This is a genomic window from Sphingopyxis sp. (assembly GCF_035565275.1).
Classification (GTDB): domain Bacteria; phylum Pseudomonadota; class Alphaproteobacteria; order Sphingomonadales; family Sphingomonadaceae; genus Sphingopyxis.
On sequence record NZ_DATMST010000147.1, the window covers coordinates 1 to 25,965 of the forward strand.

Consider the following 25,965-nt stretch of genomic DNA (forward strand, 5'->3'; position numbering starts at 1 on the left):
CTCGACAATACGGCGCTGGGTCGCGAGGACGCGATCGCCGCCGCCATCGCCTTCGTGGAAGGCAAGATCGGGAAGCGCGGCTGAAGATATTTTCGCGCAGAGACGCCGAGATCGCAGAGGATTCACACGGAGACGCGGAGACGCGGAGAGATGGCGCTTGCCGCGAAGCGGCCTTCTCCTGCGACCTGTCGAAAACCGCGATGGAGCGGATATGAAGGGGCCTGTCGGCCCGAACCATAATCTCCGCGTCTCCGCGTGATTCCCTCTTGCCTTCCCTCTGCGATCTCCGCGTCTCTGCGCGAATCCAATCTACCTTGCCGAACAAGGCCAACCAAACCGGGCTTTTTCCTTGCCGAAATGCCTTCTCGCGCGTATAGGCGCGCCGTCCGACGGGCTCTTCGCCGGTCGAGGCACGGACAAACCGCCGCTCCATATCCGAGCGTCGGGCGCGACGGGGCTCACCCATCGCGCCCCTTTTGCTTTGCCCTGCCTTGCCCTGCGAAAGGTTCGAAGGATGTCCCGCCTCGCATCCGGCGGACGGGACGGATCGGCCACAAGACCAGCGGAACCAACCGCTTGGCCGGAGCAATGAAGTAAGGAAACACTCTATGGCCTCTACGGCTTTTCCGTCGCGCGACGATTTCGCCGCAATGCTCGACGAATCGCTGGGTGGTGCTGATGGCGGCTTTGAAGGCCGCGTCGTCAAGGGCACCGTGACCGCGATCGAAAACGACCTGGCAGTGATCGACATCGGTCTGAAGAGCGAAGGCCGCGTGCCGCTTCGCGAATTCGCGATGCCCGGCCAGAAGGCCGACCTCAACGTCGGCGACGAAGTCGAAGTCTATGTCGACCGCGTCGAAAACGCCAATGGCGAAACCATGCTCTCGCGCGACCGCGCTCGTCGCGAAGCCGCGTGGGACCGCCTTGAAGAAGAATTCAACAAGGAAGCCCGCGTCGAAGGCGTCATCTTCGGCCGCGTCAAGGGCGGCTTCACCGTCGACCTCGGCGGCGCCGTGGCCTTCCTTCCCGGCAGCCAGGTCGATATCCGCCCGGTGCGCGACGTCGGCCCGCTCATGGACCTGCCGCAGCCGTTCCAGATCCTCAAGATGGATCGCCGCCGCGGCAACATTGTCGTCTCGCGCCGCGCCATCCTCGAAGAAACGCGCGCCGAACAGCGCTCGGGCCTGATCCAGAACCTGGAAGAAGGTCAGATCATCGAAGGCGCCGTCAAGAACATCACCGATTATGGTGCGTTCGTCGACCTCGGCGGCATCGACGGCCTGCTCCATGTCACCGACATGAGCTACAAGCGCGTCAACCACCCGAGCGAAGTCATCAACATCGGTGACAATGTCCGCGTCCAGATCATCCGCATCAACCGCGACACGCAGCGCATCAGCCTTGGCATGAAGCAGCTCGAAAGCGATCCGTGGGAAGGCGTCGCCGCCAAGTACCCCGTCGGTGCGAAGCTGTCGGGTACCGTCACGAACATCACCGACTACGGCGCGTTCGTCGAACTCGAACCGGGCATCGAAGGTCTGGTCCACGTCAGCGAAATGTCGTGGGTCAAGAAGAACGTCCACCCCGGCAAGATCGTTTCGACGAGCCAGGAAGTCGATGTCATCGTCCTCGAAGTCGACAGCGACAAGCGTCGCATCTCGCTGGGCCTCAAGCAGGCCCAGTCGAACCCCTGGGGCGCGTTCGCCGAAACGCATCCCGTCGGTTCGGTCGTCGAAGGCGAAGTCAAGAACGCGACCGAATTCGGTCTGTTCGTCGGCCTGCCGGGCGACGTCGACGGCATGGTTCACATGTCGGACATCGCTTGGGGCATCTCGGGCGAAGAAGCGCTGCATCTCCACCGCAAGGGCGAGGCCGTGCAGGTCGTTGTTCTCGACGTCGACGTCGAGAAGGAACGCATCAGCCTCGGCATCAAGCAGCTTGAAAAGGGTGCCCCGGCCGTTGGCGGCGGCGCTGCCGCTGCGGGTTCGCTGAAGAAGAACGACGTCGTCACCGTCTCGGTCCTCGAAGTCCGCGACAACGGCCTCGAAGTTCAGGCTGGCGACGATGGCGCCACCGGCTTCATCAAGCGCGCCGACCTTGGCCGCGACCGCGACGAACAGCGTGCCGAACGGTATCAGGTCGGCCAGAAGTTCGATGCGATGGTCATCGGTTTCGACCGTTCGAAGAAGCCGAACTTCTCGGTCAAGGCGATGCAGATCGCCGAAGAGAAGCAGGCCGTCGCGCAATATGGCTCGTCGGACTCGGGCGCCTCGCTCGGCGACATCCTCGGCGAAGCGCTGAAGGCCGGCAAGAAGGACTGATCTCCTTCCCGCCACCAGGCTACATGAAAGGCCCGCAGAGTGTCCCTCTGCGGGCCTTTTTCTTTCCCCGATATATTTTGACCGAATAATGATTCGTGATACCTTCTGCGCGCGTTGGGAGGGGTCTCACGCAAACGACCGGCAACGACCGGGCGCCTGCCTTGGCAGGAAAAGCGTGATTTTAATAAATAGGGGAAGCAGATGATCCGGTCAGAACTGGTTCAGAAGATCGCGAACGAAAACAGCGATTTGCGGCTCGAGGAAGTCGAGCGCATCGTGGATGTTTTTTTCGATTCCATAGTGGACCAGCTCGCCTCGGGCGGCCGCGTCGAATTGCGCGGATTCGGGGCGTTTTCGACCCGCGCGCGCGAGTCGCGGACCGGGCGCAATCCGCGCACCGGCGCATCGGTCGACGTGCGGGCGAAAAACGTGCCCTATTTCAAGCCGGGCAAGGAAATGCGCGAACGACTGAACGATTGACGCGCTGCTCTGTCAGATCGTCGGCCGGAGCCATGATCGGCCTTAGTTTTTAAGCCGGTATCCCGTCCGGAACACCCAGAATATCACGCCCAGGCACAGCGCCAGGAACAGCGCCACTGCGCCCATGCTGACTTCGATCCCGACGTCGCCCTGACCGAAGAAGGTCCAGCGAAACCCGCTGATCAGATAGACGACGGGATTGAACAGCGTCACCGTCCGCCACGCGGCCGGCAGCATGTCGAGCGAATAGAAAGCGCCGCCGAGAAAGGTCAGCGGATATACGACGAGCAGCGGGATCACCTGCAACTGCTCGAAACTTTGCGCCCATATGCCGATGATGAATCCGAACAGGCAGAAGGTCACCGCCATCAGGATCATGAAGGCGGCCATCAGCAGCGGATGCGCGACCTGCACATCGACGAACAGGTGAGCGGTCGCAAAGATGATCGACCCGATGATCACCGACTTGGTCGCCGCTGCGCCAACGTAGGCGATCACCGTCTCCAGCGGCGACAGCGGCGCCGACAGCATCTCGTAGATAGTGCCCGTCCATTTGGGCATATAGATGCCGAATGACGCGTTGCTGATACTCTCGGTGAACATCGTGAGCATCATCAATCCCGGCACGATGAACGCGCCGTAGGGGACGTTGCTGACTTCGGTCATCCGGCTGCCGATCGCCGATCCGAAGACGACGAAATAGAGCGCCGTCGTGATGACCGGCAGCATCAGGCTGGTCCAGAAGGTGCGCCCGAAGCGTGCGAGTTCGAAAGCATAGATCGCGCGTACGCCGCGCCAGTTGGCGGTCATGCAGCCTCTCCCTTCGCGGCCTGGTTCTCATGCACCAGCCCGACGAAAATCTCCTCAAGCGAGCTCTGCTTCGTATGCAGATCCTTGAAGCCGACCCCGATGTCGCTCATCCGCCTGAGCAGCGACGGAACCCCCGTCGCCTCGGCCTGACTGTCGAACTCATAGACGAGTTCGTGTCCGTCGCCCGCAAGGTCGAGTTTCCAGTCGGCAAGCTCCACCGGCACGGCAACCAGCGGCTCGGCGAGGTTGAGCGTCAGCGTCTTGCGCCCCAGTTTCTTGATCAGCGCATTCTTCTCTTCGACGAGGATCAGCTTGCCCTTGCTGATCACCCCGACGCGGTCGGCCATCTCCTCGGCCTCCTCGATATAGTGGGTCGTCAGGATGATCGTGACCCCGCGCTCGCGCAAACCACGCACCATCTCCCACATGTCGCGGCGCAGCTCGACATCGACGCCCGCGGTGGGTTCGTCGAGGAACAGGATTTCGGGTTCGTGGGAAAGCGCTTTCGCGATCATCACGCGGCGCTTCATCCCGCCCGACAATTCCATGATTTTCGATGTGCGCTTGTCCCAGAGCGACAAGTCCCTGAGAAGCTGCTCGATGAATGCCGGGTCGCGCGGCCTGCCGAACAGTCCGCGCGAAAAGCTGACCGTCGCCATCACCGTCTCGAACGCATCGGTGTGCAATTCCTGCGGTACCAGTCCGATCATCGTGCGCGCCGCGCGATAATCGCGGGCGTGGTCGTGCCCCGCGACGGTCACCGTGCCCGCACTGGCGGTGACGATTCCGCAGACGATGCTGATCATCGTCGTCTTGCCGGCACCGTTCGGCCCGAGCAACGCGAAAATCTCGCCCTTGTTGATGACCAGGTCGACATCGCTCAGCGCCATGTGACCGCTTTTATATGTTTTTCCGAGGCCGGAAATCTCGAGGACCGCTGTCATGTCACGCCGTCTAGCCGAGCCGCTGCATCGCGTGAAGCGGCAAACAGCGCTTGACCTCTATCGGCCCATCGGCTTGACCGGCATCCAGCGTGCGGACGTGGCGAAATCGGTAGACGCAGCAGACTTAAAATCTGCCATCCTCTGGATATGCGGGTTCAAGTCCCGCCGTCCGCACCATCCTTGTTGTATTGGAATCCTACCTTCTTCACATCTTCCACCTCTCACGCACGGGGCATCGGGCTGGCAACCGAACCAACGCCCGACGGATCGCGCGTATCGACCCGCTTTACGCCGCGCTATTTCCGGTTGTTGATCGACTATGCCAAGGGCGCGCCGCCCGCCACGGCTTACGGCGACGCCGACATCACGCCCCCGGCAATCACGAAATGAGGTTCGACGGTTCGAAATTTCCCGATGGCTTGCGCGGTCTGAAGGGGCATCCGCACCTTCCATCGACGAGCGATCCGGTTGGCTACTTCCGGTTTTGCGGCTTGTCATTATGATGGCCCGCATGCCGCCACCCCAAGACGATCACCGGGCCAGCAAAAGCGCAGGGCAAGGCCGCGGCCGCCAGAGAGGGATCGCCGCCCTGCTCGCCCTGGCGCTCGCGAGTTGCGGCCTCTTCGGCGAACGCGGTCCGGTCAGGATCGCCGCCATCGGGCCGCTCAACGCCGCCGCCAGTCCGTTGAACGGCGAGTTGTCGCCCGCCAATGCCGCGCTGCTCGATGCGACGTCGCAGGGCCTCGTCAGCTTTGACGGCGAGGGTCAGATCGATACCGGTCTTGCCGACCGCTGGACCGTCACCACCGACGGACGCAGCTATATTTTCCGCCTGCGCGAGGCCAAGTGGACGAATGGCCGCAAGGTGACCGCCGAAGAGGTCGCGGCGATCCTGCGATCGTATCTCGCCCGCTCGAGCCGCCACATGCTCAAGGACGATTTTCCCGAGATCGAGACGATCAAGGCGATGACCGACACGGTGATCGAGCTTCGCCTGTCGGTGCCGCAGCCCGCGATCCTCGAACTGCTCGCTCAGCCGTCGATGGCGATTGTCAACAAGGGCATGCGCTGGGGTCCGATGCGCGCGCGCAAGATCGGCCAGGCGATGCTGCTGTCGCCGGTCCCCGACCCGCTTGCCGAAGATCCCGAGGCTGCCGAAGCCGCTGCCAATGATCCCGCCGCGTCGATCGAGCTCGTCGGCACCTCGCCCGCCGGTGCTCTCGCGCGGTTCAAGAACGGCTATGCCGATGGCGTGATCGGCGGCCGCTTTTCCACCCTGCCCTATTTCGTCGCGTCGAACGTCGGCCGCTCGCGGCTTGTCGTCGATCCGGTCCCCGGTCTGTTCGGCCTGTCCTTCGTTCGGGCAGAGGGTTTCCTTGCGACCGACACCAATCGCGAGGCACTGGTACGCGCAATCCGGCGCGGGCGGCTGATCGAAGCGTTCGGCTTGGCCGAATGGCAGCCGCAAGTCACCCTGCGCCCCGCTCTCTATACCCGCGACGGAGGCCCCGCACCGCTCGTTCCGGCGTGGGCGGAGTATGATGAGGCATCACGGCTCGCGCAGGCGAAACGGGTCGTCGATGCGTGGCGCGGCGCCGGGCGCGAGATCGAGCCCCTGCGCATCGCGGTTCCCGATTCACCGGGCGGGCGCATCCTTTTTGCTTATGTCGCTGCCGATTTCACGGCGATCGGCGTTCCGAGCCGCCGCGTGAACATGGCTTCGACCGCCGACCTCCGCCTGATCGACGAAGTGGCGCCGAACGATGACGCGCTCTGGGCGCTGCGCCGCCTGTCGTGCCGCAGCGACACGCTGTGCAACCGCGAGGCACAGGACCTGATCGATCAGGCGACGCGCAACATCGATATCGGCCAGCGCGCGCGGCAGATGGGCGAAGCCGAGGCGGTCCTCGGCCGCTACGCGCCCTTCATTCCGCTCGCGACCCCGCTCCGCTGGTCGGTCGCATCGCAGCGGTTGACGGGGCTTCGCGCGAACGGGCGTGCGCAACACCCATTGAATCATTTGATCGCCTTACCTAACTAATACAGTGGCGCTCACCGTCGGGCGCTGCCTGAAAGGACCCGCATGGCCCCTTCGACCCCCAACCCCGACGCGATCTTCGACGCGCTCATTTCCAACCGCAATGATCCGGCAGCGCTGCGCAAGCGCGTCGAGACACTGGAAATCCTGCTCGAACGCAGCTTCGTCATTCCCGGCATCAACCGCCCGGTCGGCCTTGACGCCATCGTCGGCCTCGTCCCCGTCGTCGGTGACGTGATCGCCGCGACGATGGGTGCTTATCTGATCTGGGAGGCGCGCAATCTCGGCATGCCGAAGTGGAAGATCTGGCGCATGGTCGGCAATCTCGGCGTCGATACCGCGCTGGGCGCGGTTCCGCTCGTCGGCGACGCGTTCGACTTTTTCTTCCGGTCGAACACGCGTAATCTCAAGATCATCAAGAAGCATCTCGACAAGCATCACCCCGGCACGATCACAATCGATCAATAGGCGGTTCGCCTTCTTCCCGACCCTCTTTCCTTATGGTGTCTGGTGATGCTAGCACAGCGCCACCACACCCCAGGGGAGAGTTTCGAATGATCCGCGCCAGCCTTGCCGCGCTTGCCCTCAGCTGTTCTTTCGCCGCCTTTGCAGTCGCCGCCGCGGAGGATGCGGACCCTTATCTCTGGCTCGAAGATATCGAGGGTAAAAAGCCGCTCGACTGGGTGAAAAAGGAAAATGCCGCGACCGACAAGCTGATCGTCGGCCGGCCGGGGTTCGAACCCGACCGCAAGCGCGCGCGCGAAATCCTCGACGACGAACGGCAAATTGCGATGCCCGGCGAGGTGATGGGCGATCGCGTAACCAATTTCTGGCGCGACGCCGCCAATCCGCGCGGCCTGTGGCGGCAAAGCCCGCTCGATGCCTGGCTGGCGGGCAAGCCCGTCTGGACGACATTGATCGACGTCGACGCCCTCGGCAAGGCCGAGAAGCAGAGCTGGGTCTGGCACGGTGCCGACTGCCTTGCCCCCGAATACACGCGCTGCCTCGTTTCGCTGAGCCCGGGCGGCACCGACGCCGATATCGTCCGCGAATGGGATCGCACGACCAAAGGTTTCGTCGACGGCGGTTTCACCCTCCCTCAGGCAAAAAACAGCGTGACGTGGGAGAATGCCGACGCCTTGCTCGTCGCGACCGACTATGGCGAGGGCAGCATGACGGCATCGGGCTATCCGCGTATCGTCAAGCGATGGAAGCGCGGCACGCCGCTGTCGGCCGCCGAGACGGTGGCCGAGGGCGAGCATGAAGATGTGGGGATGAACGTCTTCGCGCTGATGGACGGCGACCGGCGCTGGCCGATGATCAGCCGCGGCAAGACCTTCTATACCGCCGATATCAAGCTCCCGAACATCGACGCGTCGCGTTACATCTCGACGATCGTCCCCGACACCGCGAGCGTGCGCGACGTCATCGACGGCCAGCTCGTGATCTTCCTCAGTCAGGACTGGGCGGGCATTCCCGCAGGCTCGCTGGTCTCGCTGTCGCTCGAGGACATGTCGGCCGACCGGAAAGTACCGATCGTCACCGCGATGACGCCCACCAAGGCGCAGGCAATCGAGGACGTCGCCGCGACCGAAAACATACTTTGGGTGAAGGCGCTCGACGATGTCGAGGGCAAGCTGTTCGCGCTGCGCCGCGATTCGGCGACCGGCAAATGGAGCCAGAAGGAGGTCCCCGTTGCGGCGAACGCGACGGTCACGATTGCAGGCACGGTCGGCGAACGCGACCTCGCGCTCGTCACCGCCGAGACGATGCTGATGCCGCCGACGCTCTACGCCGCGTCGGAGACAGCGACGCCGCAGCCGGTGCAGAGCCTGCCCGCGACCTTCGATGCCAGGGATATGAGCGTCGAAAAGCGTTTCGCGACATCGAAGGACGGCACGAAAATCCCCTATTTCCTCGTCCGCAAAAAGGGCGCGATGGGTCCCGTCCCCGCACTCGTCCACGCCTATGGCGGGTTTCGCGCCGCGCAGACGCCCGGCTATCTGACCGGCCAGCCCTATCGCGCCGGACCGCTCGGCCTGTTCTGGGTCGAGGATGGCAATGCCTATGTCCTCGCCAATATCCGCGGCGGCGGCGAATATGGTCCGGCGTGGCATCAGGCGGCGCTGCGCGAGAAGCGCCAGAACAGCTTCGACGATCTCCACGCGGTCGCCGAAGACCTCGTCAAAACCGGGGTCAGCGCGAAGGGCAAGATCGCCATTTCGGGCCGGTCTAACGGCGGCGTGCTCGTGGGCGCGGCGATGACGCAGCGCCCCGACCTTTACGGCGCCGTCATTTCGGGCTCGCCGATCAAGGACATGAAACGCTACGACAAGATGCTCGCGGGCGCGTCATGGGTCGCCGAATATGGCGATCCTGACGTGCCGGAGGATTGGGCGTTCCTGTCGAAATATTCGCCTTACCAGAACGTACGCAAGGGCACGAAATACCCGCCGATCTTCCTCTACCTGTCGACCAAGGACGACCGCGTCCACCCTGGACACGCGCGCAAATATGCGGCGCGGCTTCAGGAATATGGCAACACCGTCTATTATCACGAATATATCGAGGGCGGCCATTCGGTCGGTGCCGACCATGCCGAGGACGCGGTGCGCGCGGCGATGCTGCACGCCTTTCTGCTGAGGGAGTTGGTGGAGAAGAAATAGCGGCTATTTGCGCAAGATCTTCTCCATTGCCTTTCTCTTGGCGAGCTCGTCGATGACGGGCGTGTCAGGTACCGGATGCCTCAGAATCGCATCCGCAGCCCCGCCACGCCCTTCATATTATATCCTTCGCCGAAATCGGCGACGGGCGTGTCGCTCGAAAGCTCGGTATAAAGCGTGAAGCGGTCGCCGCCCCAGCTATAGCTGCCGCCGACCCCCAGTTCGCCCCACAGGCGCCGCTCGCGGGTTTCGATCGGCGTTCCCGAGACGTCGACGCGCGCACCGTCCAGCCATTCGTACGACAGGTTGACCACCGCGTAGAAATGGGTGCGGCGCTTGTCGCCCGACGCCGCGGCCCAGCTCGTCTGGTGATCGAGCGACAGACCCCAGCGGGTCTTGAGGCTGTCGCCCCGGCCCGCCGACACGTCGGCTGCCGCCGGATCGGCGAAGCGGTCGAAGTCGATGTTGGTGTAGGTCATCTGGACCTGCGGCGTGACGGTCAGATTCCCGCCGATCTGCGACCTTTTGCCAAGTTCGAGGCTGAACGCCTGCCCCTTGCCCTCATTGCCCTCGGCCAGCGCGCCGAGAACGTTCGATTCAAGATCGCTTTCGAACCAGCTGAGCTTCGCCTGCCCGTCGACATAGAAGCCATTCGGGCCGTACCAGGTCAGGGTTGCGCCGAGGCCATAGCCTTTGGTGTGGATCGTGCCGTCGCCGAAGATCGACGTGATGCCGGCATCGGCCTCGCCATAATGAGCGTTGATCCCGCCGACCAGCGCCGCGCCATCGCCGCGTTCGACGAGCAGCGCGTCGGCGCCCATCTGGGCCTGCCAGCTGTCGACCTTGCGATCGGCCCCGCTGGTCGAGAAGACGGATTCGGGGCGCTGCCGCTTCGAATCCATCCGGCCCCAGATCCCGCTTCCCGCGGTCGCGGGCGTGCCGGCCCACGACCGGTTGCCGACCCGCTGCTGCAGCGTCGAGAGCCCGCCCAGCGCCTGAAGCGTGCTGAGATAGCTTTCGTAGACCGGAACCCCCGGCTGATAGAGCGGACCCGGATTTTCGGGCTCGGTCGGGTTCAGCAGCGACGAACGCAGATACCAGTCGCCGTCCTGAGGCGTGGCGACGCCATTCTTGTAGAGGCGATAGCCATAGGCGCCGGCGATGACAGCCTGCTGGCCGTCGAACAGATAATCGCCGTTCAGCACGAACGTGCCGTTCGACGCGCCTGCCACATCGACGATCTTGATGCCTTCGACGGTCTGCGCGCCAAGGCCGCCGCGATTGAGAACGGTGACCGCCGTGGCCCCCGACGTATCGCCATTCACCACCAGCCGGTCGGCGGCCGACGTATCGCCGCCAAGTTCGGCCTCGATCTCGAGCACGCCGCCATTGCCGGCATAGTTGCCCGCGACGGTCAGCGTGCCGATGCCCGTCCCCGGCCCGACGATGCCGGCATTCGTGATGCTGCCGACGCGGCCCGCGCCTTCGAGACGGCCCGCCGATCCGACCGTCACCGCACCGCCCAGGCTTCCCTGCACGGCCAGCGTTCCCGCCGCCACCGTGGTCGAACCGCCAAAGCCGCCGTTGTCACCAAGGATCGAGAGCGTGCCGGCACCCGCCTTGGTCAGTTCACCCGTGCCCGAGAACAGGCCGTTGAAGGTGAACGTCGTCGCATCGGCGGTCGCGATCGTGCCGACGCCCGCGATCTCGATCGCGCGCGCGCTCGTCAGATCGGCACTGGTCGCCAGCGTGCCGCCGTCGAGCGTCACCCCGCCGGTCGTCGCGCCGAGGTTGGCGTCGCTCGCGATGCGGACCGTCCCGCCGGCTATGCGCGTGCCGCCGGTATAGCTGTTCGCGCCGCCCAGAACGAGCGTGCCGCCGTCGGTCTTGACGAGTTCCGCGTCGCCGCCGAGCACCGAATTGATCGTCGCGGTGTAACCCGCGCCGGCCGTGCTGCCGTCGCCGACACGGATGGTTGCCTGCGGAGCAGTGAGCGCGATGCCGTCGCCCGCGATGACATAGCCATCGCTCGCGAACTGCATGCCCGCGACCGAAACTTCGCCGAGCCCGTCGTCGACGGTGACCGTCCCCGCCGTGCCGCCGAACACCGCGAAGGCACCGTCGGAATAGGCCGCATTCACCGCGCCCGACGCGTTGGTCCAGTTGTCGTTGCCGGTGCTGTTCTGCCAGACGCCGGTGCCGCCGTTGATGACGCCGTTATTCTTCGGCCCCGCCGCGCCGTCCCAGAAATTCAGCGTGAGCCCGGCCGAGTTGACGAGGTTCACCTGGCCTGCGACCGACGTCTGAACGATCGCATTCGCACCCGCGGGCAGCGTGCCGAGCGACAGCCCGTTGTTGGTCAGCGTGCCGCCATAATTGAACACGCGGTAGACGCCGACATCGAACGCACCGCCCGCAGGCACCGCCACGTTGATCGTGCCGTCGAGCGTCAGATTGCCGCCGACATTGACGAGATCGTTGAGCGCGCCGCCGGCGACGCCGGCTTCGCCGAACTCGAAGTCGAGCTGCGTTCCCGCCGCCAGCGACAGGTTGCCGCCGATCGTGAGCGTCCCCGGTGCGCCTGCACCCGGTGCGAGCGTCGCGCCATTGGCGAGAGCCACATCACCGCCGATGACACCCGTGCCGCCCAGCGTCGCCCCGCCGGCGACATTCGTGGCGCCCGTGGCGCCCGAATAATCGCCGTTGACCAGCAGCGTGCCGGCGATGACGGTCGTCCCGCCGCCATGGCTGCCGGTGCCGGCCAGCACGAGCGTGCCCGTGCCCGATTTGCCGAGATTGCCGGCGCCGGCAACCGGGCCCTGAAGGGTCAGGGTCGCAGCCGGATCGACGAGGAAGGTGCCGCCGCTGATCAGGTCGACGGCGCGCGTCGATACGATGCTGCCAGCCGCCTGAAGCGTGCCGCCGTCGAAGGCAATTCCGCCTGCGGCCGCACCCAGATTGGCATCGCCCGATATCCGGATCGTCCCGGCGTCGATCAGCGTCCCGCCGCTGTAGCTGTTGTTGCCCGCGAGTACGAGCGTCCCGGCATCGGTCTTTACCAGCTGCGCCGTACCCGTGACTTCGGCATCGATCGTGGTGACATAGGCCGCACCGCCGACGGTGCCGTCGCCCACGCGTATCACCGCCTGCGCCCCGGCCAGCGTCAAGGCGTCGCCGGTGATCCGGTAGCCGTCGGTCGCAAACTGGAGGCCCGACGCACTGACCGCGCCCGGCGTATTGTCGATCGTGACCGTCCCGGCAGCGCCCGAGAAGATCGCAAAGGCGCCATCGTCATATCCGGCGTTCACCGCGCCGCTGATGTCGGCCCAATTGTCGTTGCCGCTGCTGTCCTGCCAGATACCGTCGCCGCCGTTCACCGCGCCGTCGAATTTCGGCCCGGCAGCGCCGTCCCAGAAATTGAGCGTCGCCGTACCGCGGTTGATCAGGTTGACTTCGCCGTCGATCGCTGTCTGGACGAGCATGTTGCTGCCCGGCGGCATGGCGCCAAGCGCCAGCCCGTTGTCGGTCAGCGCGCCGCCGTAATTGAATACGCGATACAGCCCGATATCGAAGCTGCCGCCCGGTGCGATGGCGACGTCGATCGTGCCGTCGAGTACCAGATTACCGCCGACATTCACGACGTCGTTGAGCGGACCGCCCGGATTATTGGCCTGTCCGAATTCGAAACCGAGCGTCGCGCCCGATGCGAGAGCGAGATTGCCGTTGATGGTGAGCGCACCCGGCCCGCCGGCGCCCGGCGCAAGCGTTGCGCCGTCGGCGATCGTGACATCGCCGCCAAGGGTGCCGAAGCCGCCCAGCGTGGCGCCCGACGCGACGCTGGTGAGCCCCGTCGCCGCCGACTGGTCGCCGTTCACAAGCAGCGTGCCCGCCAGAACGTCGGTCGCGCCGGTATAGCTGTTCGCGCCGGTCAGCGTGAACGTCCCCGTCCCCTGCTTGACCAGCCCGCCGCCGTTGCCGCTGATCGGGCCCGAGAAGAGGGTGTCGTTCGCGGTGCCGAAGGTCAGCGTCTTGCCGCCGAGCACGACCGTGCCCGCGCCCGACAGGTCGCCGATCGTCGTTCCCGCCGCCGTAATGCCGGCGATGCTGAACAGCGCGCCGCCGTTCACCGTCACCGCACCCGCGGAATAGAGCGAGCCATTGCCGACCAGTTCGAAACTGCCCGCAGCGACCGTGGTGCCGCCGGTATAGCTGTTCGCGCCGAAATAGCGCACCGCCCCGCCAGCGGCCGTGATGATCACGTTGCCGCCGGTGCCGCCGCCGATCCCGCCGTCGGTGATCGCGCCCGCCCAGTCGGTGAAACTGTTGGTCAGCCCGAGCGTCAGCGTCTTCGACCCCAGCGCAACCCTTCCGGTCGCGCCGCCCGCCAGTTGGACGATGCGAGCGCCCGCGTCGGTTTGCGAAATGTCGAAAACCGTCCCCGATCCGACGATCAGATTGCCAGCACCGATGGTGCCCGCACCCGCCAGCGCCAGCGTGCCGCCGAGGATGTTGGTACGGTTCGAATAGGTATTGGCCCCCGTCAGCGTCAGCGTGCCGCTGCCCCGCTTGTCGAGGAAATTCCCGCCGAGATTGCCCGCACCGTCGCCGATGATGCCCGACAGCGTGACTTCGGACCCCTGGACGTCGATGCCGTTCGAGCTGGTTCCGCCAAGCAGGATGGCACGATCGGAGGCAAAGGACGCATCCGCGCGCAGCACGCTGCCGCGGAGCGAGAGCGTTCCTGCCGCATCGCCGAGATTGGCGTCGCTGGAAATGGCGACGGTGCCGTTGTTGATCGTGGTGCCGCCGCTATAGCTGTTCGTCCCGGTCAGCGTCAGCACCGCGGCGTTGCTGACGAGCGATCCGCTGCCCGAAATCACACCATCGAGCGTGTAGGGATCGAGGCGATCGATGACCAGCACGCCGTCGTTGACGATGTCGCCGACGATGCTGCCGGTAAATCCGCCATCGCCGATCTGCAGCGTGCCGTCGCTGATCGTCGTTCCGCCGGTGTAGCTGTTCGCCCCGGTCAGCACGAGCGTCCCGGCATCGGTCTTGACCAGCCGGCTCGCCCCGGTGAGCTCGGCCACGATAGTGGCGGTGAAGCCAGCCCCCGCCGCGGTGCCGTCACCGACACGAATTACCGCGTCCGGACCGACCAGCGTCAGCGGCGCGCCATCGATCACATAGCCGTCGGTCGCGAACTGCATGCCCGTCGCGGTGACCGCGCCCCCGTCATTGTCGACCGTGACCGTACCCGCCGCCCCCGCGAAGATCGCGTAGGTGCCGTCGGCATAGGCCGCGTTGATGCTGCCGTCGGCGTCCGTCCAGTTGTTGTCGACGCCGCCGAGATGCCAGCTGCCGTCGCCGCCGTCGATCGCGTCATTGAACTTCGGCCCGGCATCGCCGTCCCAGAAGCTGAGCGCGAGGCCATCGCTGTTGATCAGATTGACCTGACCCGCAACCGACGTCTGGACCGAGACGTTGCTCCCCACCGGCATCGAACCCAGCGTGAGCCCGTTGTCGGTGAACGCGCCGTCATAGTTGAACACGCGATAGAGGCCGCCGCCGAAATTGCCGCCAGCCGACACGCTGACGTTGATCGTGCCGTCGAGCGTCAGATTGCCGCCGACGTTGACCAGATCGTTGAGCGGACCGCCCGGGACCTCCGCCTGACCGAATTCGTAATTGAGGATCGAACCACCCGCGAGCGACAGGTTGCCGTTGATATTGAGCGTGCCGGCACTTTCGCCCGGCGAAAGCATCCCACCGTCGAGTATGGCCACATCACCGCCGATGGTGCCGATGCCACCCAGTGTCGCGCCCGAGACGACCGTCGTCAGACCGGTTGCCGCCGACTGGTCGCCGTTGACGAGCAAGGTGCCCGCGTTGACGAGCGTGGCACCCGCATAGCTGCTGGCGCCCGTCAGCGTCAGCGTGCCGAGGCCGTCCTTGGTCAGCCCGCCGGCGCCGGTGAAGCGCGGCGCAATGCCGATGTTATGGCCATTGGTGTCGATGAAGCCGCCGTTTGCGCCGAGCGCGATGTCGCGCGCGCCGAAGCCCGTGAAGAAGTTGCCCTCGTCGACAGTCGCGCGCAGCACGCCGCCGTCGAGCGAGAAATTGACCGTCCCGAGGCCGCCACCGATCTGGCTGGTTTCCAGAACGCCGCGGTTCGCCGCCGTGCCCAGCACGGCTATAGTTCCGCTCGCCGCGGCCGTACTGCCGAGCGTGAAGCCGCCCTCGCCTCGCACCCGCCCGCCATTGTCGATCACGAGCGAACCGGTGCCGTCATTGCCGACCGTCATCGAGAAATCGGTGACCAGCCAGTTCGACCCCGCCCCGGTCACCACGACGCTGCCGGTATCATTGGCGCCGATATAGCCCTGATTGCTCGTGACGCTCGCGCCGTTTTCGATACGAAGGGTGCCGGCGCCGAAGCTGCCGACATTGAGTTGCTGGGTGTTGACCCACGACGTGCCCGCACCCGATACGACCGCGTCGCCTTGCGCCGAGGCACCGATGACCCCGTCGTTGCTCGTTACAGTGGCGCCGTTTTCGATGCGGAGGGTTCCGGTGCCGAACAGGCCGACGTTGATCCGCCCGCTGTTGTCCCACGACGAACCCGCGCCGCTGACGAGGACCTCGCCCAAGCCGTCGCTGTTGCCGCCGATCTGGCCCCCCGCGCTGACGACCTTGCCGCCGTCGGTGATGTTCAACGTCCCGTTGCCGTCATAACCGACATACAGGTCGGCATTGTTCGTCCAGGTCGACGCGAGGCCATTGGTGCCGACGCCCGAGACGTTGACGACGCCCTGCGCACCGGCATTGGAGCCGATCCAGCCCGACTGGTTGCTGACCTGCCCGCCGGCGGTAATGTTCAGGGTCCCGTTGCCGAACTCGCCGACGACAATGTCGCTCGCCCCGGTCCACGTCGAGGCATTGCCGTTCGCGTCCTGCCCGGAAACGGTGACCGTCCCCCGGCTGCCCACATCCTCGCCGATATAAGCGATGTCCGCGACGGTCACGATGCCGCCATCGAGAATGTTCAGCGTGCCGGTACCAAGGCGGCCGACGCGGAGAATACCCGCATTGGTCCATGTCGAGGCATTGCTGCCGTCGGTGCCGATAACAGTCAGCGTGCCCTGCTCGCCGCTCTCGCGGCCGATCACGCCCTCTGCGTTGGTCAGTGTGCCGCCGTTCGCAAGCCGCAGTTCGCCTCCCCGCACGTTGGTTTCGCCAGCGAAACTGTTCGTGCCCGTCAGCACCAGGGTGCCGAGATCGGACTTGATCACATCGCCGATGCCGGTCAGGTTCGACGCGATCGTGGCGGTATAGCCCGCACCGCCGGTCGAGCCGTCGCCGACGCGGATGACCGATTCCGGCACGACGATCCCGATGTCGTCGCCCGAGATAACATAGCCGTCGCTCGCGAACTGCATCCCCGAGGCGGTGACGGCGCCGAGCGTGTCATCAACGATCACGGTACCGCCGACGCCCGAGAAGACCGCGAAGGCATCGTCGGTGAAGGGCGCGTTGGCCGACCCGTCGGCCTCGGTCCAATTGTCATTGCCGCCGCTATTCTGCCACAGCCCGTCACCGCCGGTGATCACATTGTCGTTCTTCGCCCCGTCCACCCCGTCCCAGAAGCGCATGGTGAGCCCGGTGGTGTTCACCAGATTGACCTGGTTCGCGACCGAAGTTTGCACGAAATAGCCCGGATCGACATCGAGCCCGTTGTTGGTCAGCGTCCCGGCATAGTTGATGACGCGATAGACGCCCGGATCGAAGCTGCCCCCCGCGCTCACCGTCACGTTGAGCGTGCCGTCGAGCGTCAGATTGCCGCCGACCTCGATCAGGTCGTTGAACGCACCGCCGACAACATTGGCCTGCCCGAAATTAAAGTCGAAATTGGTAACGAAGTTGGTCAGCAAATCGCCATTGATCGTCAGCGTTCCCGGTGCCGCCCCGAGGTCGCCGGGCGCGATACGTCCGAAACCGTCCACGCTGCCGCCGATCACGCCGCGGCCGCCCAATGCGCCGCCCGCCATGACGTTGACCCTGCCCGTCGCCGCCGACTGGTCGCCGTTGATGATGAGCATGCCGCCATTCACATGGGTCTGGCCCGAATGGGCATTGTCCGCCGTCAGGATCGTCGTGCCCCGGCTGACAATGATCTCGCCCGCGCCCGACATCCGCGTCGCAAAGACATAATCGCTGTCGATGTGATTGAAATTGACCACATTGGTGGACGCTGCGAAGGTAAGTTCCGCCGCGTCCAGGATGCCCGCGCGCTTGCCCGCCGGAAGCGATTGGAAGTCGCCGATATAGAGTGTGGCGTCGCCCGGCCCCATCGCGAGCGTTCCGCCGCCGACCCGCACCACGCCGCCGTCGCCGATGGTGATCGTCCCGCGGTCGCCGTTCGCGCTGCTGTTGGTGATCGCGAGCCCGCCGATGGTCTCAAAGCGCGATCCCGCGCCGGTCACGACCAGATCCGCGGATGGGCTGTTGAGACCCACGCCGCTGTTGAATCCGATAACCGACGATCCGGCGGTGATGACGCCGCCGTCCGCAACGGTAATCAGCCCGCGACGCGCGTCGAGCCGGTCCCCGACCGCCCAGACCGACCCCGCGCCCGTGACGGTAACCATGCCTTGGCTGGTCGTGGCCTGTCCGCCGACAAAGACGATCGCGCCGTTCGATTCCATCCGGCCGCCGTCGGAGATATTCACAATCGCGGTTCCGAACCGGCCCAAATATGAGCTGCCGCTATGCGACAATTGCGAACCCGCGCCGGTTACGGTGACGTTACCCGTGGTGTTGATGCCGTTCCCGACGTCAAACTGCCCGAAGGAGGCGACACCGCCGCCGCGGACGATCAAGGCTGCCCCACTGCTCCCGCTCTGACCAATGACGGACTGGCCCGGACCCGCTGCAAGTCGCGATCCCGTGCCCTCGACAATCATCCGGCCGCCGCCATTGACGGTCAGGACCGACGTGCCGTTGATCTGTCCACCGGCCTGAAGCAACAGCGTCCCGGCAGTAACCGACGTCGCGCCCGTATAGCTGCTGCTCCCCGTCAGGGTCAGTTCGCCCGCACCTTGCTGGATCAGCGTTCCCGTGCCCGAAATGGCGCCGGCGAAACCGAGATCGTCGCTGCGGTTGAACGCCAGCGCGCCGTCGTTGACGATATTGCCGATGATGCTGCCCGTCGTGCCACCGTTGCCAAGCTGCAGCCTGCCCCCGGCCGCGACGGTGGTGCCGCCGCCATGCGTGGCATCACCGGTGATCAGCAACGTGCCCCCGCCGCTTTTGGCCAAGGTTCCCCCGCCGGTGATGGCGCCAGATAGCGTCAGCGTTGTGGAGGCGTCCGTCTGCAGGGTCCCGGCGCCCGTCAGCGTGACGTTCCGGCCGCTCGCCATCGTGGCTGTCGTGTTGAGCGTGCCGCCGTTGAAATCCAGTCCGCCTGCGGCTGCGCCAAGATTGCCGTCACCCGAAACGCGCAGCGTCCCGCCTTCGATCCGTGTGCCGCCGGTGTAGTCGTTCGAGCCGGCCAGTACGAGCGTGCCGCCGTCGGTCTTGACCAGTTGCGTCGCGCCGGTGAGGTTCGCGGTGATCCTCGCGGTATAGCCGGCGCCTGCGACGGTGCCGTCACCGACGCGGATGATCGATTCGGGACCGACCAGCGTCAGCGGTCCGCCGTTGACCAGATAGCCGTCCGTCGCAAACTGCATCCCGGTCGTGGTGACCGCGCCGCCGCCGTTGTCGACCGCAACCGTACCGGGCGCGCCCGCAAAGATCGCGAAAGTGCCATCGGCATAGGCCGCGTTGATGGCGCCGTCGGCGCCCGTCCAGTTGTTTTCGACGCCGCCGAGATGCCAGCTGCCGTTGCCACCGCTGACCACATCGTCGAACTTGGGCCCGAAGCTGCCGTCCCAGAAGCTGAGCGCAAGGCCGTCGCTGTTGACGAGGTTGACCTGCCCCGCGACCGAGGTCTGGACGGTGACATCGCTCCCCGCGGGCATCGAACCCAGCGTGAGACCGTTGTCGACAAGCGACCCGGCATAGTTGAACACCCGGTAGATGCCGCCGCCGAAATAGCCGCCGCTGGAGCTGGTAACGTTGATCGTGCCGTCGAGCGTCAGATTGCCGCCGACATTGACCAGATCGTTGAGCGCGCCGCCGGCGACGCCCGCTTCGCCGAACTCGAAATTCAGGATCGAACCGCCCGCCAGCGCGAGGTCGCCGTTGATGTTGAGCGTGCCGGGGCTGTTGCCCGGCGCGAGGATGCCGCCGTTCAGCACATTGACGCTGCCGCCGATCGTGCCGTTGCCCGCCAGCGTCGCGCCCGACGCCACGGTCACAAGGCCCGTCGCCGCCGACTGGTCGCCGTTGATCCGCAGCGTACCGGCGTTCACATTGGTCGCGCCGGAATAGCTGTTGTTGCCGCCGAGCGTCAAAATGCCCGCGCCCGTCTTGGTGAGGCCGCCTGCGCCCGACACCACACCGCTCAGTCCGACGGTCGTTCCCGTATCGGTCAGGATCGTGCCCGCGCCGGTCAGGCTGGCATTGCGCGCACTTGCAAAGGATGCCGTCGTGCGCAGCGTACCGTTCGAGAAAGTGAGACCGCCCGCCGCCGCACCGAGGTTGGCGTCCGCCGAAACCTGCAACGTCCCGCCGAGGATCGACGTCCCCCCGGCATAGCTGTTGATTCCCGCGAGCACCGTCGTGCCGCTGCCGATCTGCCGCACCGCGCCGCTGCCCGAGATGATCCCGGCAAAATTGACGAGGTCCGACCGGTTGAACACCAGCAAGCCGTCATTGGCGACATTGCCGACGATGCTGCCCGCCGCCCCGCCGTCGCCGAGCTGGAGCGTGCCCGCGTTGATCGTGGTGCCGCCGGTATAGCTGTTCGTGCCGGTCAGGATCGTCGTCCCGGTGCCGTTCTGGAAAACGCCGCCCGTGCCGACGATCGTGCCGCCATAGGTCAGGCTGTCCGACCGGTTGAACGCGAGCGTCCCGAAATTGTTCACGACCGCGCTGGCGACCGACCCCGTCGTTCCGCCGCCGCCGATCGACAGAATCCCGCCGTTGATGTTCGTCGACCCGGTGTAGCTGTGGTTGCCGGTCAGCACCCACGTGCCGCTGTCGTTCTTGGCGAGCGTGGTGACGCCGGTGCCGGCGTTGCCGATCGAGCCCGCCAGCGTGTTGTTGCCGGTATTGGTGCCGCCAAGCGCGATCGTGCGCGCCTGATTGCTGCCCGCCAGCGTCACCGGCCCGGTGTCGGTAAAGACGATCGCGCCCGTCCCTGACGATTCGATGAAGGTGACCCCCTGCGACAGGGTGAACAGACGGTTCGTGCTGTCGCCCGCGCCGGTGTAGCGCAGCGTCGATCCGTTGCCGATAACGAGGTTTGCCGCGGCCGCCGACGAAGCGCCGATACTGCTCGCGACGCCGCCGTCGGCAAGCTTGTCGACGCCCAGCACGCCGCCGCTGATCGTGGTGATGCCGGTGTAGGTGCTGCCCGGATTGGTCAGAATCCAGGTGCCCGCGTCGGTCTTGGTCAGGCGGGTCACGCCGGTGCCGTTGTTTGTGATCTGCGCGGCGAGGATGTTGTTCGCCGTGCTCGCGCCGCCCAGCGTCAGTGTCTGCGCGGTATTCGCGCTGGCAAAGGTCAGCGGTCCGGCGTGGGTGAAGGCGATGGCGCCGGTGCCCGACGCGTCGAGCTTGCTGGTCGTCGAGGCGCCGAGGGTGAATTGCCGGTTCGTGGCTCCGCCCGCGCCGACATATTGCAGCGTGCCGCCGCTCAGAACGAGATTGCCGGCCGCCGAGGAGGACGAGCCAATCGAGCTGTTCGCGCCGCCGTCGCCAAGGCAGTCGACCGCGAGCGTGCCTTGGTTGATGACGGTGGTGCCGCTATAGCTGCTCGAGCAACCCGACAGCCGCTGGAAGCCGCCGCCAGACTTGATCAGACCCCCACTACCCGAGATTGCGCCGCCAAAATTGGCAGCAGCGCTGCCGCCGCTGGTGATTGTGAGCGTCGCAGTGTCGAGAACGACATTGCCGCCCGTCGTGCCGCCCCCCGCCAGATAGAGGACGTTGTTGTCATAGCCGTCGAGGTCGAGCAAGACACCGGCGGTGTCGTCGAGCGACACCCAACCGCTCCGCAAGGCAGTGGTCGATCCCGCACGCACTGCACCGTTTATCACGCGAAGGTTGCCGGTCGTGTTATTCGTCCCCGACAGCAGCAGCGTTCCCCCACCATCCTTGTTGAGCTGTCCGGCGCCGGTGATGTTCCCTGAAAATTCGAGCGTTGTTCCTGCATCGAAGACATTGACGTTGCCGTTGCCGGTCATCGTGAAACCGCGATCGGTCGAAACGCTGGCGCCGGTATAGACGAGCGTGCCGTTCGCGAAGACGAGGTTCGACGATGCCGACGACGAGGCGCCGATACCGCTCGCCTGCCCGCCATTGGCGATGCAGTCGATCGAAACCGCCCCGCCAAGCGTCGTGACACCGGTATAGTCGTTGTTGCAGCCGCTGAACGTCTGGGTGAACCCCCCGGTACGCGTATAGCCGCCGGTTCCGGTGATGCGGCCCGTGAAGACCCCGCCGCCGCCGCCCGTCGTCAGCGTCCGCCCGCCAAGATCGATCAGCCCGCCGCCGATAACCGCCGCAGCGCTGATATCGAACCCGCCGAGATCGAGCGTCCCGCCGCTGTTCACCGTGATGTAGCGGCCACCAGCGCCAAAGGCGCGCGCCGACCCTGCGCGCAGGACGCCGGCGTTGACGATCGTATCGCCGGTATAGGTGTTCGTGCCGCTCAGGATGAGCGTTCCCGCGCCATCCTTGAAGAAGGACCCGGCACCAGTGGCGACGCCGCCGATCGTCAGCGTCGCCCCGGCATTGGCGACATCGATGCCGCCCTGTCCGGCCGCGAGCGTGAAGCCGCGGTCGATCGCGACGGTGCCGCCGGTATATTGCAGCCGCGCGCCGTTGCTCATGACCAGATTGGCCGAATCGCTGCTCGCCGCGCCGATGCCGCTCGCGACGCCGCCGTCCGACAGCGTGTTAACCGAAAGGGTGCTGCTTCCAGCCGCCGAAGATTGGGTGATCGTTGTGACGCCGACATAATCATTCGCGGCGTTCGACAGGACCAGCGTGCCCCAGCCGGTCTTCGTCAGACCTGCATCGTCCGGGCTCGTCACCAACCCCGAAAATTCCACGCTTCGTGCGGCATCGACCTGAATCGCGCGCTCGGCGCCGCCATTGACCAGCGTGATGCCGCGATCGGTAACGGCGTCGACAGCGCCGGTATAGGCCAGCGTGCCGCTCTCGATAACAAGGTTCGCTGCATCCGCACTCGACGCACCGATGCCGCTCGCGACGCCACCATTCGCAAGCTGCGCGACGTCGAGACGGCCGCCGCTGATCGTCGTGGCGCCGGTATAGCTGTTGGCGGCGTTCAAACGGGCCGCGCCTGTACCGCTCTTGGCGAAGCCCGTCGCGCCGCCATTGTCGACGATCGTCGAATTTATGATGAGCACGCCCGTGCCGTTCTGCTGGACGCCGAGCGTTCCACCGCCACTGCTCCCGGTCAGGAATCCGCCGTTGATCGTCTGGTTGGTGGCCAATGCGCTCGGTGCAACGATGATTGTGCCATCGATGCCCATCGTGTTGCCGGCACCGATCGTGACAACCGAGTTTGCTGCAGCGGTGTAGCGCAGGCCGCCCAGTTGGACGTTGCCGTTCACAGTACCAAAGAAAGGCGTATTTGCGGCGTTGGCGGTGTCGCTGATGATGTCGCCGTTCACCCAGTCCGCGGCATTATCCTTGGTGGTATAATCGCTGGCATCGAAGGCGAGGATGCCGCCGCCCACCACCTTGGCATAGTCGGACCCGTTGATCGTTGCCCAGCCGCCCAGCACGCCATCGGCGTTGCTCGTCGTGATCGCGCCGCCGGTCGGCAGCACGAAATTGACGAGCCCGCCCGCGCGCGTGATCGCGCCGAGGTTCAGGTTGACGATGCCGCCCGCGCCATTGACCGCGCGAACGGTGTTGCTGCCGGCGCTGACCGTCACGCCACCGAAACTCTGGTTGTTGGTCTCGCCTGCCGCGCCCGTCATTTCGAGCGTGCCGCCCGACAGGACGAGCGGCGAGGATGCCGAAATGATATTGCTGCCCGGCCCACCGGCGCCCGAGAAGTCGAGCTTGAGCAGGCCGCCGCTGATCGTCGTGGCGCCGGTATAGCTATTGGTACCGGTCAGCGTCAGCGATCCCGCACCGCTTTTCCGCAAGCCGCCGGTTCCGGTAATGCTGCCACCAAAAACCTGTGCGGTCTTCGCTTCGACGGTCAGCGTCTGCGCGCCGAGCGCAACCGTGCCCCCGGTGCCGGTCAGCGATGGCGCGACAAGGTCGAAACCTCCCAGGTCGAGGGTGCCGCCGTTGACGATCAGGCCGTTTGCGGGCCCGAAAGCAGCCGCATTCCCGACCTTCAGCGTACCTGACGTCACCGTGACGGTGCCGGTGAAATTATTGGCGCCGCCGATGACCCAGGTACCGCTACCGTTCGAGATGAGGCTTCCGACGCCCGAAATCACGCCGGAGAATTGATTTTCGCCAGTAAAGCTGCCGCCAAGCGTCAGGCTGTCGACGGCACCGCCGGGCGCAAAGCCGGTGTTGCCGCTCAAGTCGAGCGCGCCTGTCCCGTCGTTGGAGATGCCACCGGCACCGGCAATGATCCACGCGCGATCACTGCTGTCGCCCGTGCCCGTATAGCTCAGCGTACCGGCGCTGAGACCGATGGTTGATCCGGCGCCCAGCGAACTGGCGACCCCCGTGTCGGCAAGAACCGCTGCCTTCACCAGCCCGGCAATGGTCGCCTGGCCGACAAATGTGTTGGCGCCTCCCAGCGTGACGCTATTGCCGGCCGCGCCGTTGAAACCGTAGGCGCCGCCGCTCAGGATGCCCAGCAGTTCCATATTGGCGGTATCGGCAATGAAGGTGCTGCCAGCCGAAACATCGATGTCGCCGGTGATCGAAAGCGTGCCGGTGCCCTGGTTGCGGATGACCGCACCATTGCCGTTGATGTCCCAGTTGCGGTTCGAGGTGTCGCCGTCGCCGAGGTAGATCAGGCTGTCGCTGTACTGGCTCTGCTGGTTGAAGATGATCGTGCCGTCGTCGACCGTCACGGGCGCGCCGAGCGAGCTTGCCTCTCCGAGGTTGCGGAGCGACGTGAAGCGCGCAGAGCAAGTGCCGTTGCAGCCTGTAAAAATTGTCTGGCCGGTGTAGGTGTTGAGGTCGTTGCTCATCGTCACACCGCTCGCCGCGACCCGGACGGCACCGTTGCCCGAGATCAGTGCCGAGCCCGCGCCGCTTCCTTCGAGGATCAGCGTGCCGCCGTCGCCGATCGCGACCGCCCGGCTCGTCGATGCGCCCGTGATAGACAGTCGCACCTGCACGCCCGCGGCGGTGACGATATTGTTGCTCAATGCGCCGAGCGCCGCATCGCTGCCCGCGTAGAGACTTCCGCTGTTGAGGGTGATACCACCGGTAAAACTGTTGGTGCCGTTCAATATCAGCCCGCCCCCGCCGGCCTTCACCAAGCCCGCGGAGCCGGCGATCGTCGAATTGATCGTCACGTTGGAGTTGCCGATGTTGGTCGTGATCGTCGGCGCCGGTCCAGCCAGCGTCAACGTGCTGCCGTTCAGGACATAACCCGCCGAATTGAATGTGATATTTCCGACCGTGACCGGAACCGCGACGGTCACCGTGCCCGCGGTGCCGCCAAAGATCGCATTGTCGACCGTGCCATTTTCCCACGGGCGGACATATGGCCCGCTGACGCCGTCGCCGTTGGGGCTCCAGTTGAGGTTGGCAAGATTCCACGTCCCGGTTCCGCCCGAACCGACCGCGGTGACATTGGCGTCCCAATGACGGTCTTCCGCGTGCGCAACGCCCGGCAACCCGCAAGCGAGGACGGCGGCCAGCGAGGCGCCGCACAGCAGGCGGCGCGACAGCGACTGCCCGCTACGGATGGAGCGGGCGGGCTTGCTGGACACGGTCATGATTTTTCCCTCGGGCACGGTGCGGGTTTCGCGAACAGGTCGCGGCGGATGGATTTCAGGGTTCTGGCGGAAACGGAAAGCAGCGGGGTGCTCCGGGGAGCGATATCTGCCGGTGCGCCAGGCGCGGGCATGATTGTTCCAACCCCGTTCATTCGACCCCCCAAGCCGGAAATTCGCAGGCTCCTGTAGCGGAGTGCAAAGCAGATATGCGTCAACGCGGAGCGGAAAGACACATGCGCTACGGCTATGGGATTATTATTATCAATTAGTTACGGCGCGTAAGTGAAATGGCGGCGGTGTAACCGTTTCGACGTAACCCCCGCGGGTAACAAGCCACCGGAAACCGGCAGCCCGCCTGCCCTGCAGCACCGAACACCGGTCACACGTTACTTGAACGCGGCGTGCCGAGCGACGATAGATGATGGCGATGTCCATGACCTGCCCCGCCGCCGATCGATGAATTCGGGACACTTGGCCGAAGCCGTAGCGGCGCTGCAATCGGGGCATCCTGCACGGGCGGAAGCGCTCGTCCGGCATCATCTGGGCGCCGCGCCCGACGACCCCGAAGCGTTGCGCCTGCTGGCAGCCGCAGCCGTCGCGGCGGGCAGGTTTGTCGAAGCCGAGCCGCTGCTCGAACGCGCCATC

At 65.4% G+C, this 25,965-nt stretch carries 10 protein-coding genes and 1 tRNA gene; 8 read left to right on the forward strand and 3 right to left on the reverse strand.

Annotated features, from left to right (window positions below):
- The first annotated feature begins 608 nt into the window (after positions 1-608).
- A complete protein-coding gene (rpsA, locus tag VN047_RS10190; protein ID WP_325542318.1) occupies positions 609-2,321 on the forward strand; it encodes a 30S ribosomal protein S1 in 1,713 nt (570 codons plus the stop codon).
- Between the two features lie 201 nt (positions 2,322-2,522).
- Positions 2,523-2,801 carry an integration host factor subunit beta gene (locus tag VN047_RS10195; RefSeq protein ID WP_325542320.1) on the forward strand — a complete coding sequence of 93 codons (279 nt, stop codon included), beginning with the start codon at positions 2,523-2,525 and terminating at the stop codon, positions 2,799-2,801.
- A 42-nt stretch (positions 2,802-2,843) separates the two neighbouring features.
- Here VN047_RS10195 and VN047_RS10200 read toward each other — a convergent pair whose 3' ends face one another.
- Together VN047_RS10200 and VN047_RS10205 are read right to left on the reverse strand one after the other, a co-directional pair.
- Positions 2,844-3,611, reverse strand: a complete 768-nt coding sequence (locus VN047_RS10200) for an ABC transporter permease (protein ID WP_325542323.1) — start codon at positions 3,609-3,611, stop codon at positions 2,844-2,846.
- Complete coding sequence (locus tag VN047_RS10205; protein ID WP_325542325.1) at positions 3,608-4,555, reverse strand: ABC transporter ATP-binding protein; 948 nt, start codon at positions 4,553-4,555, stop codon at positions 3,608-3,610. The genes VN047_RS10200 and VN047_RS10205 overlap by 4 nt, the downstream gene beginning before the upstream one ends.
- A gap of 91 nt (positions 4,556-4,646) precedes the next feature.
- On the opposite strand from VN047_RS10205, the gene VN047_RS10210 reads away from it, so the two are divergent.
- From VN047_RS10210 to VN047_RS10230, 5 genes are all read left to right on the forward strand, one after another.
- Positions 4,647-4,732: transfer RNA gene (locus VN047_RS10210), tRNA-Leu, on the forward strand.
- A gap of 6 nt (positions 4,733-4,738) precedes the next feature.
- Positions 4,739-4,945, forward strand: a complete 207-nt coding sequence (locus VN047_RS10215; protein ID WP_325542327.1) for a hypothetical protein — start codon at positions 4,739-4,741, stop codon at positions 4,943-4,945.
- A gap of 121 nt (positions 4,946-5,066) precedes the next feature.
- Positions 5,067-6,596, forward strand: a complete 1,530-nt coding sequence (locus VN047_RS10220; protein ID WP_325542329.1) for an ABC transporter substrate-binding protein — start codon at positions 5,067-5,069, stop codon at positions 6,594-6,596.
- A 42-nt stretch (positions 6,597-6,638) separates the two neighbouring features.
- Positions 6,639-7,061 (forward strand): DUF4112 domain-containing protein, encoded by a 423-nt coding sequence (locus tag VN047_RS10225; protein ID WP_325542331.1) that lies wholly within the window; start codon positions 6,639-6,641, stop codon positions 7,059-7,061.
- An 86-nt stretch (positions 7,062-7,147) separates the two neighbouring features.
- Positions 7,148-9,259 (forward strand): prolyl oligopeptidase family serine peptidase, encoded by a 2,112-nt coding sequence (locus VN047_RS10230; RefSeq protein ID WP_325542333.1) that lies wholly within the window; start codon positions 7,148-7,150, stop codon positions 9,257-9,259.
- Between the two features lie 80 nt (positions 9,260-9,339).
- On the opposite strand, the gene VN047_RS10235 is transcribed toward VN047_RS10230, so the two are convergent.
- Positions 9,340-25,320 carry an autotransporter-associated beta strand repeat-containing protein gene (locus tag VN047_RS10235; protein WP_325542335.1) on the reverse strand — a complete coding sequence of 5,327 codons (15,981 nt, stop codon included), beginning with the start codon at positions 25,318-25,320 and terminating at the stop codon, positions 9,340-9,342.
- A gap of 456 nt (positions 25,321-25,776) precedes the next feature.
- Between VN047_RS10235 and VN047_RS22725 the strand changes: the two genes are divergently transcribed.
- Positions 25,777-25,965: tetratricopeptide repeat protein (locus VN047_RS22725; protein WP_414712695.1), on the forward strand; the 189-nt coding region annotated here is incomplete at its 3' end.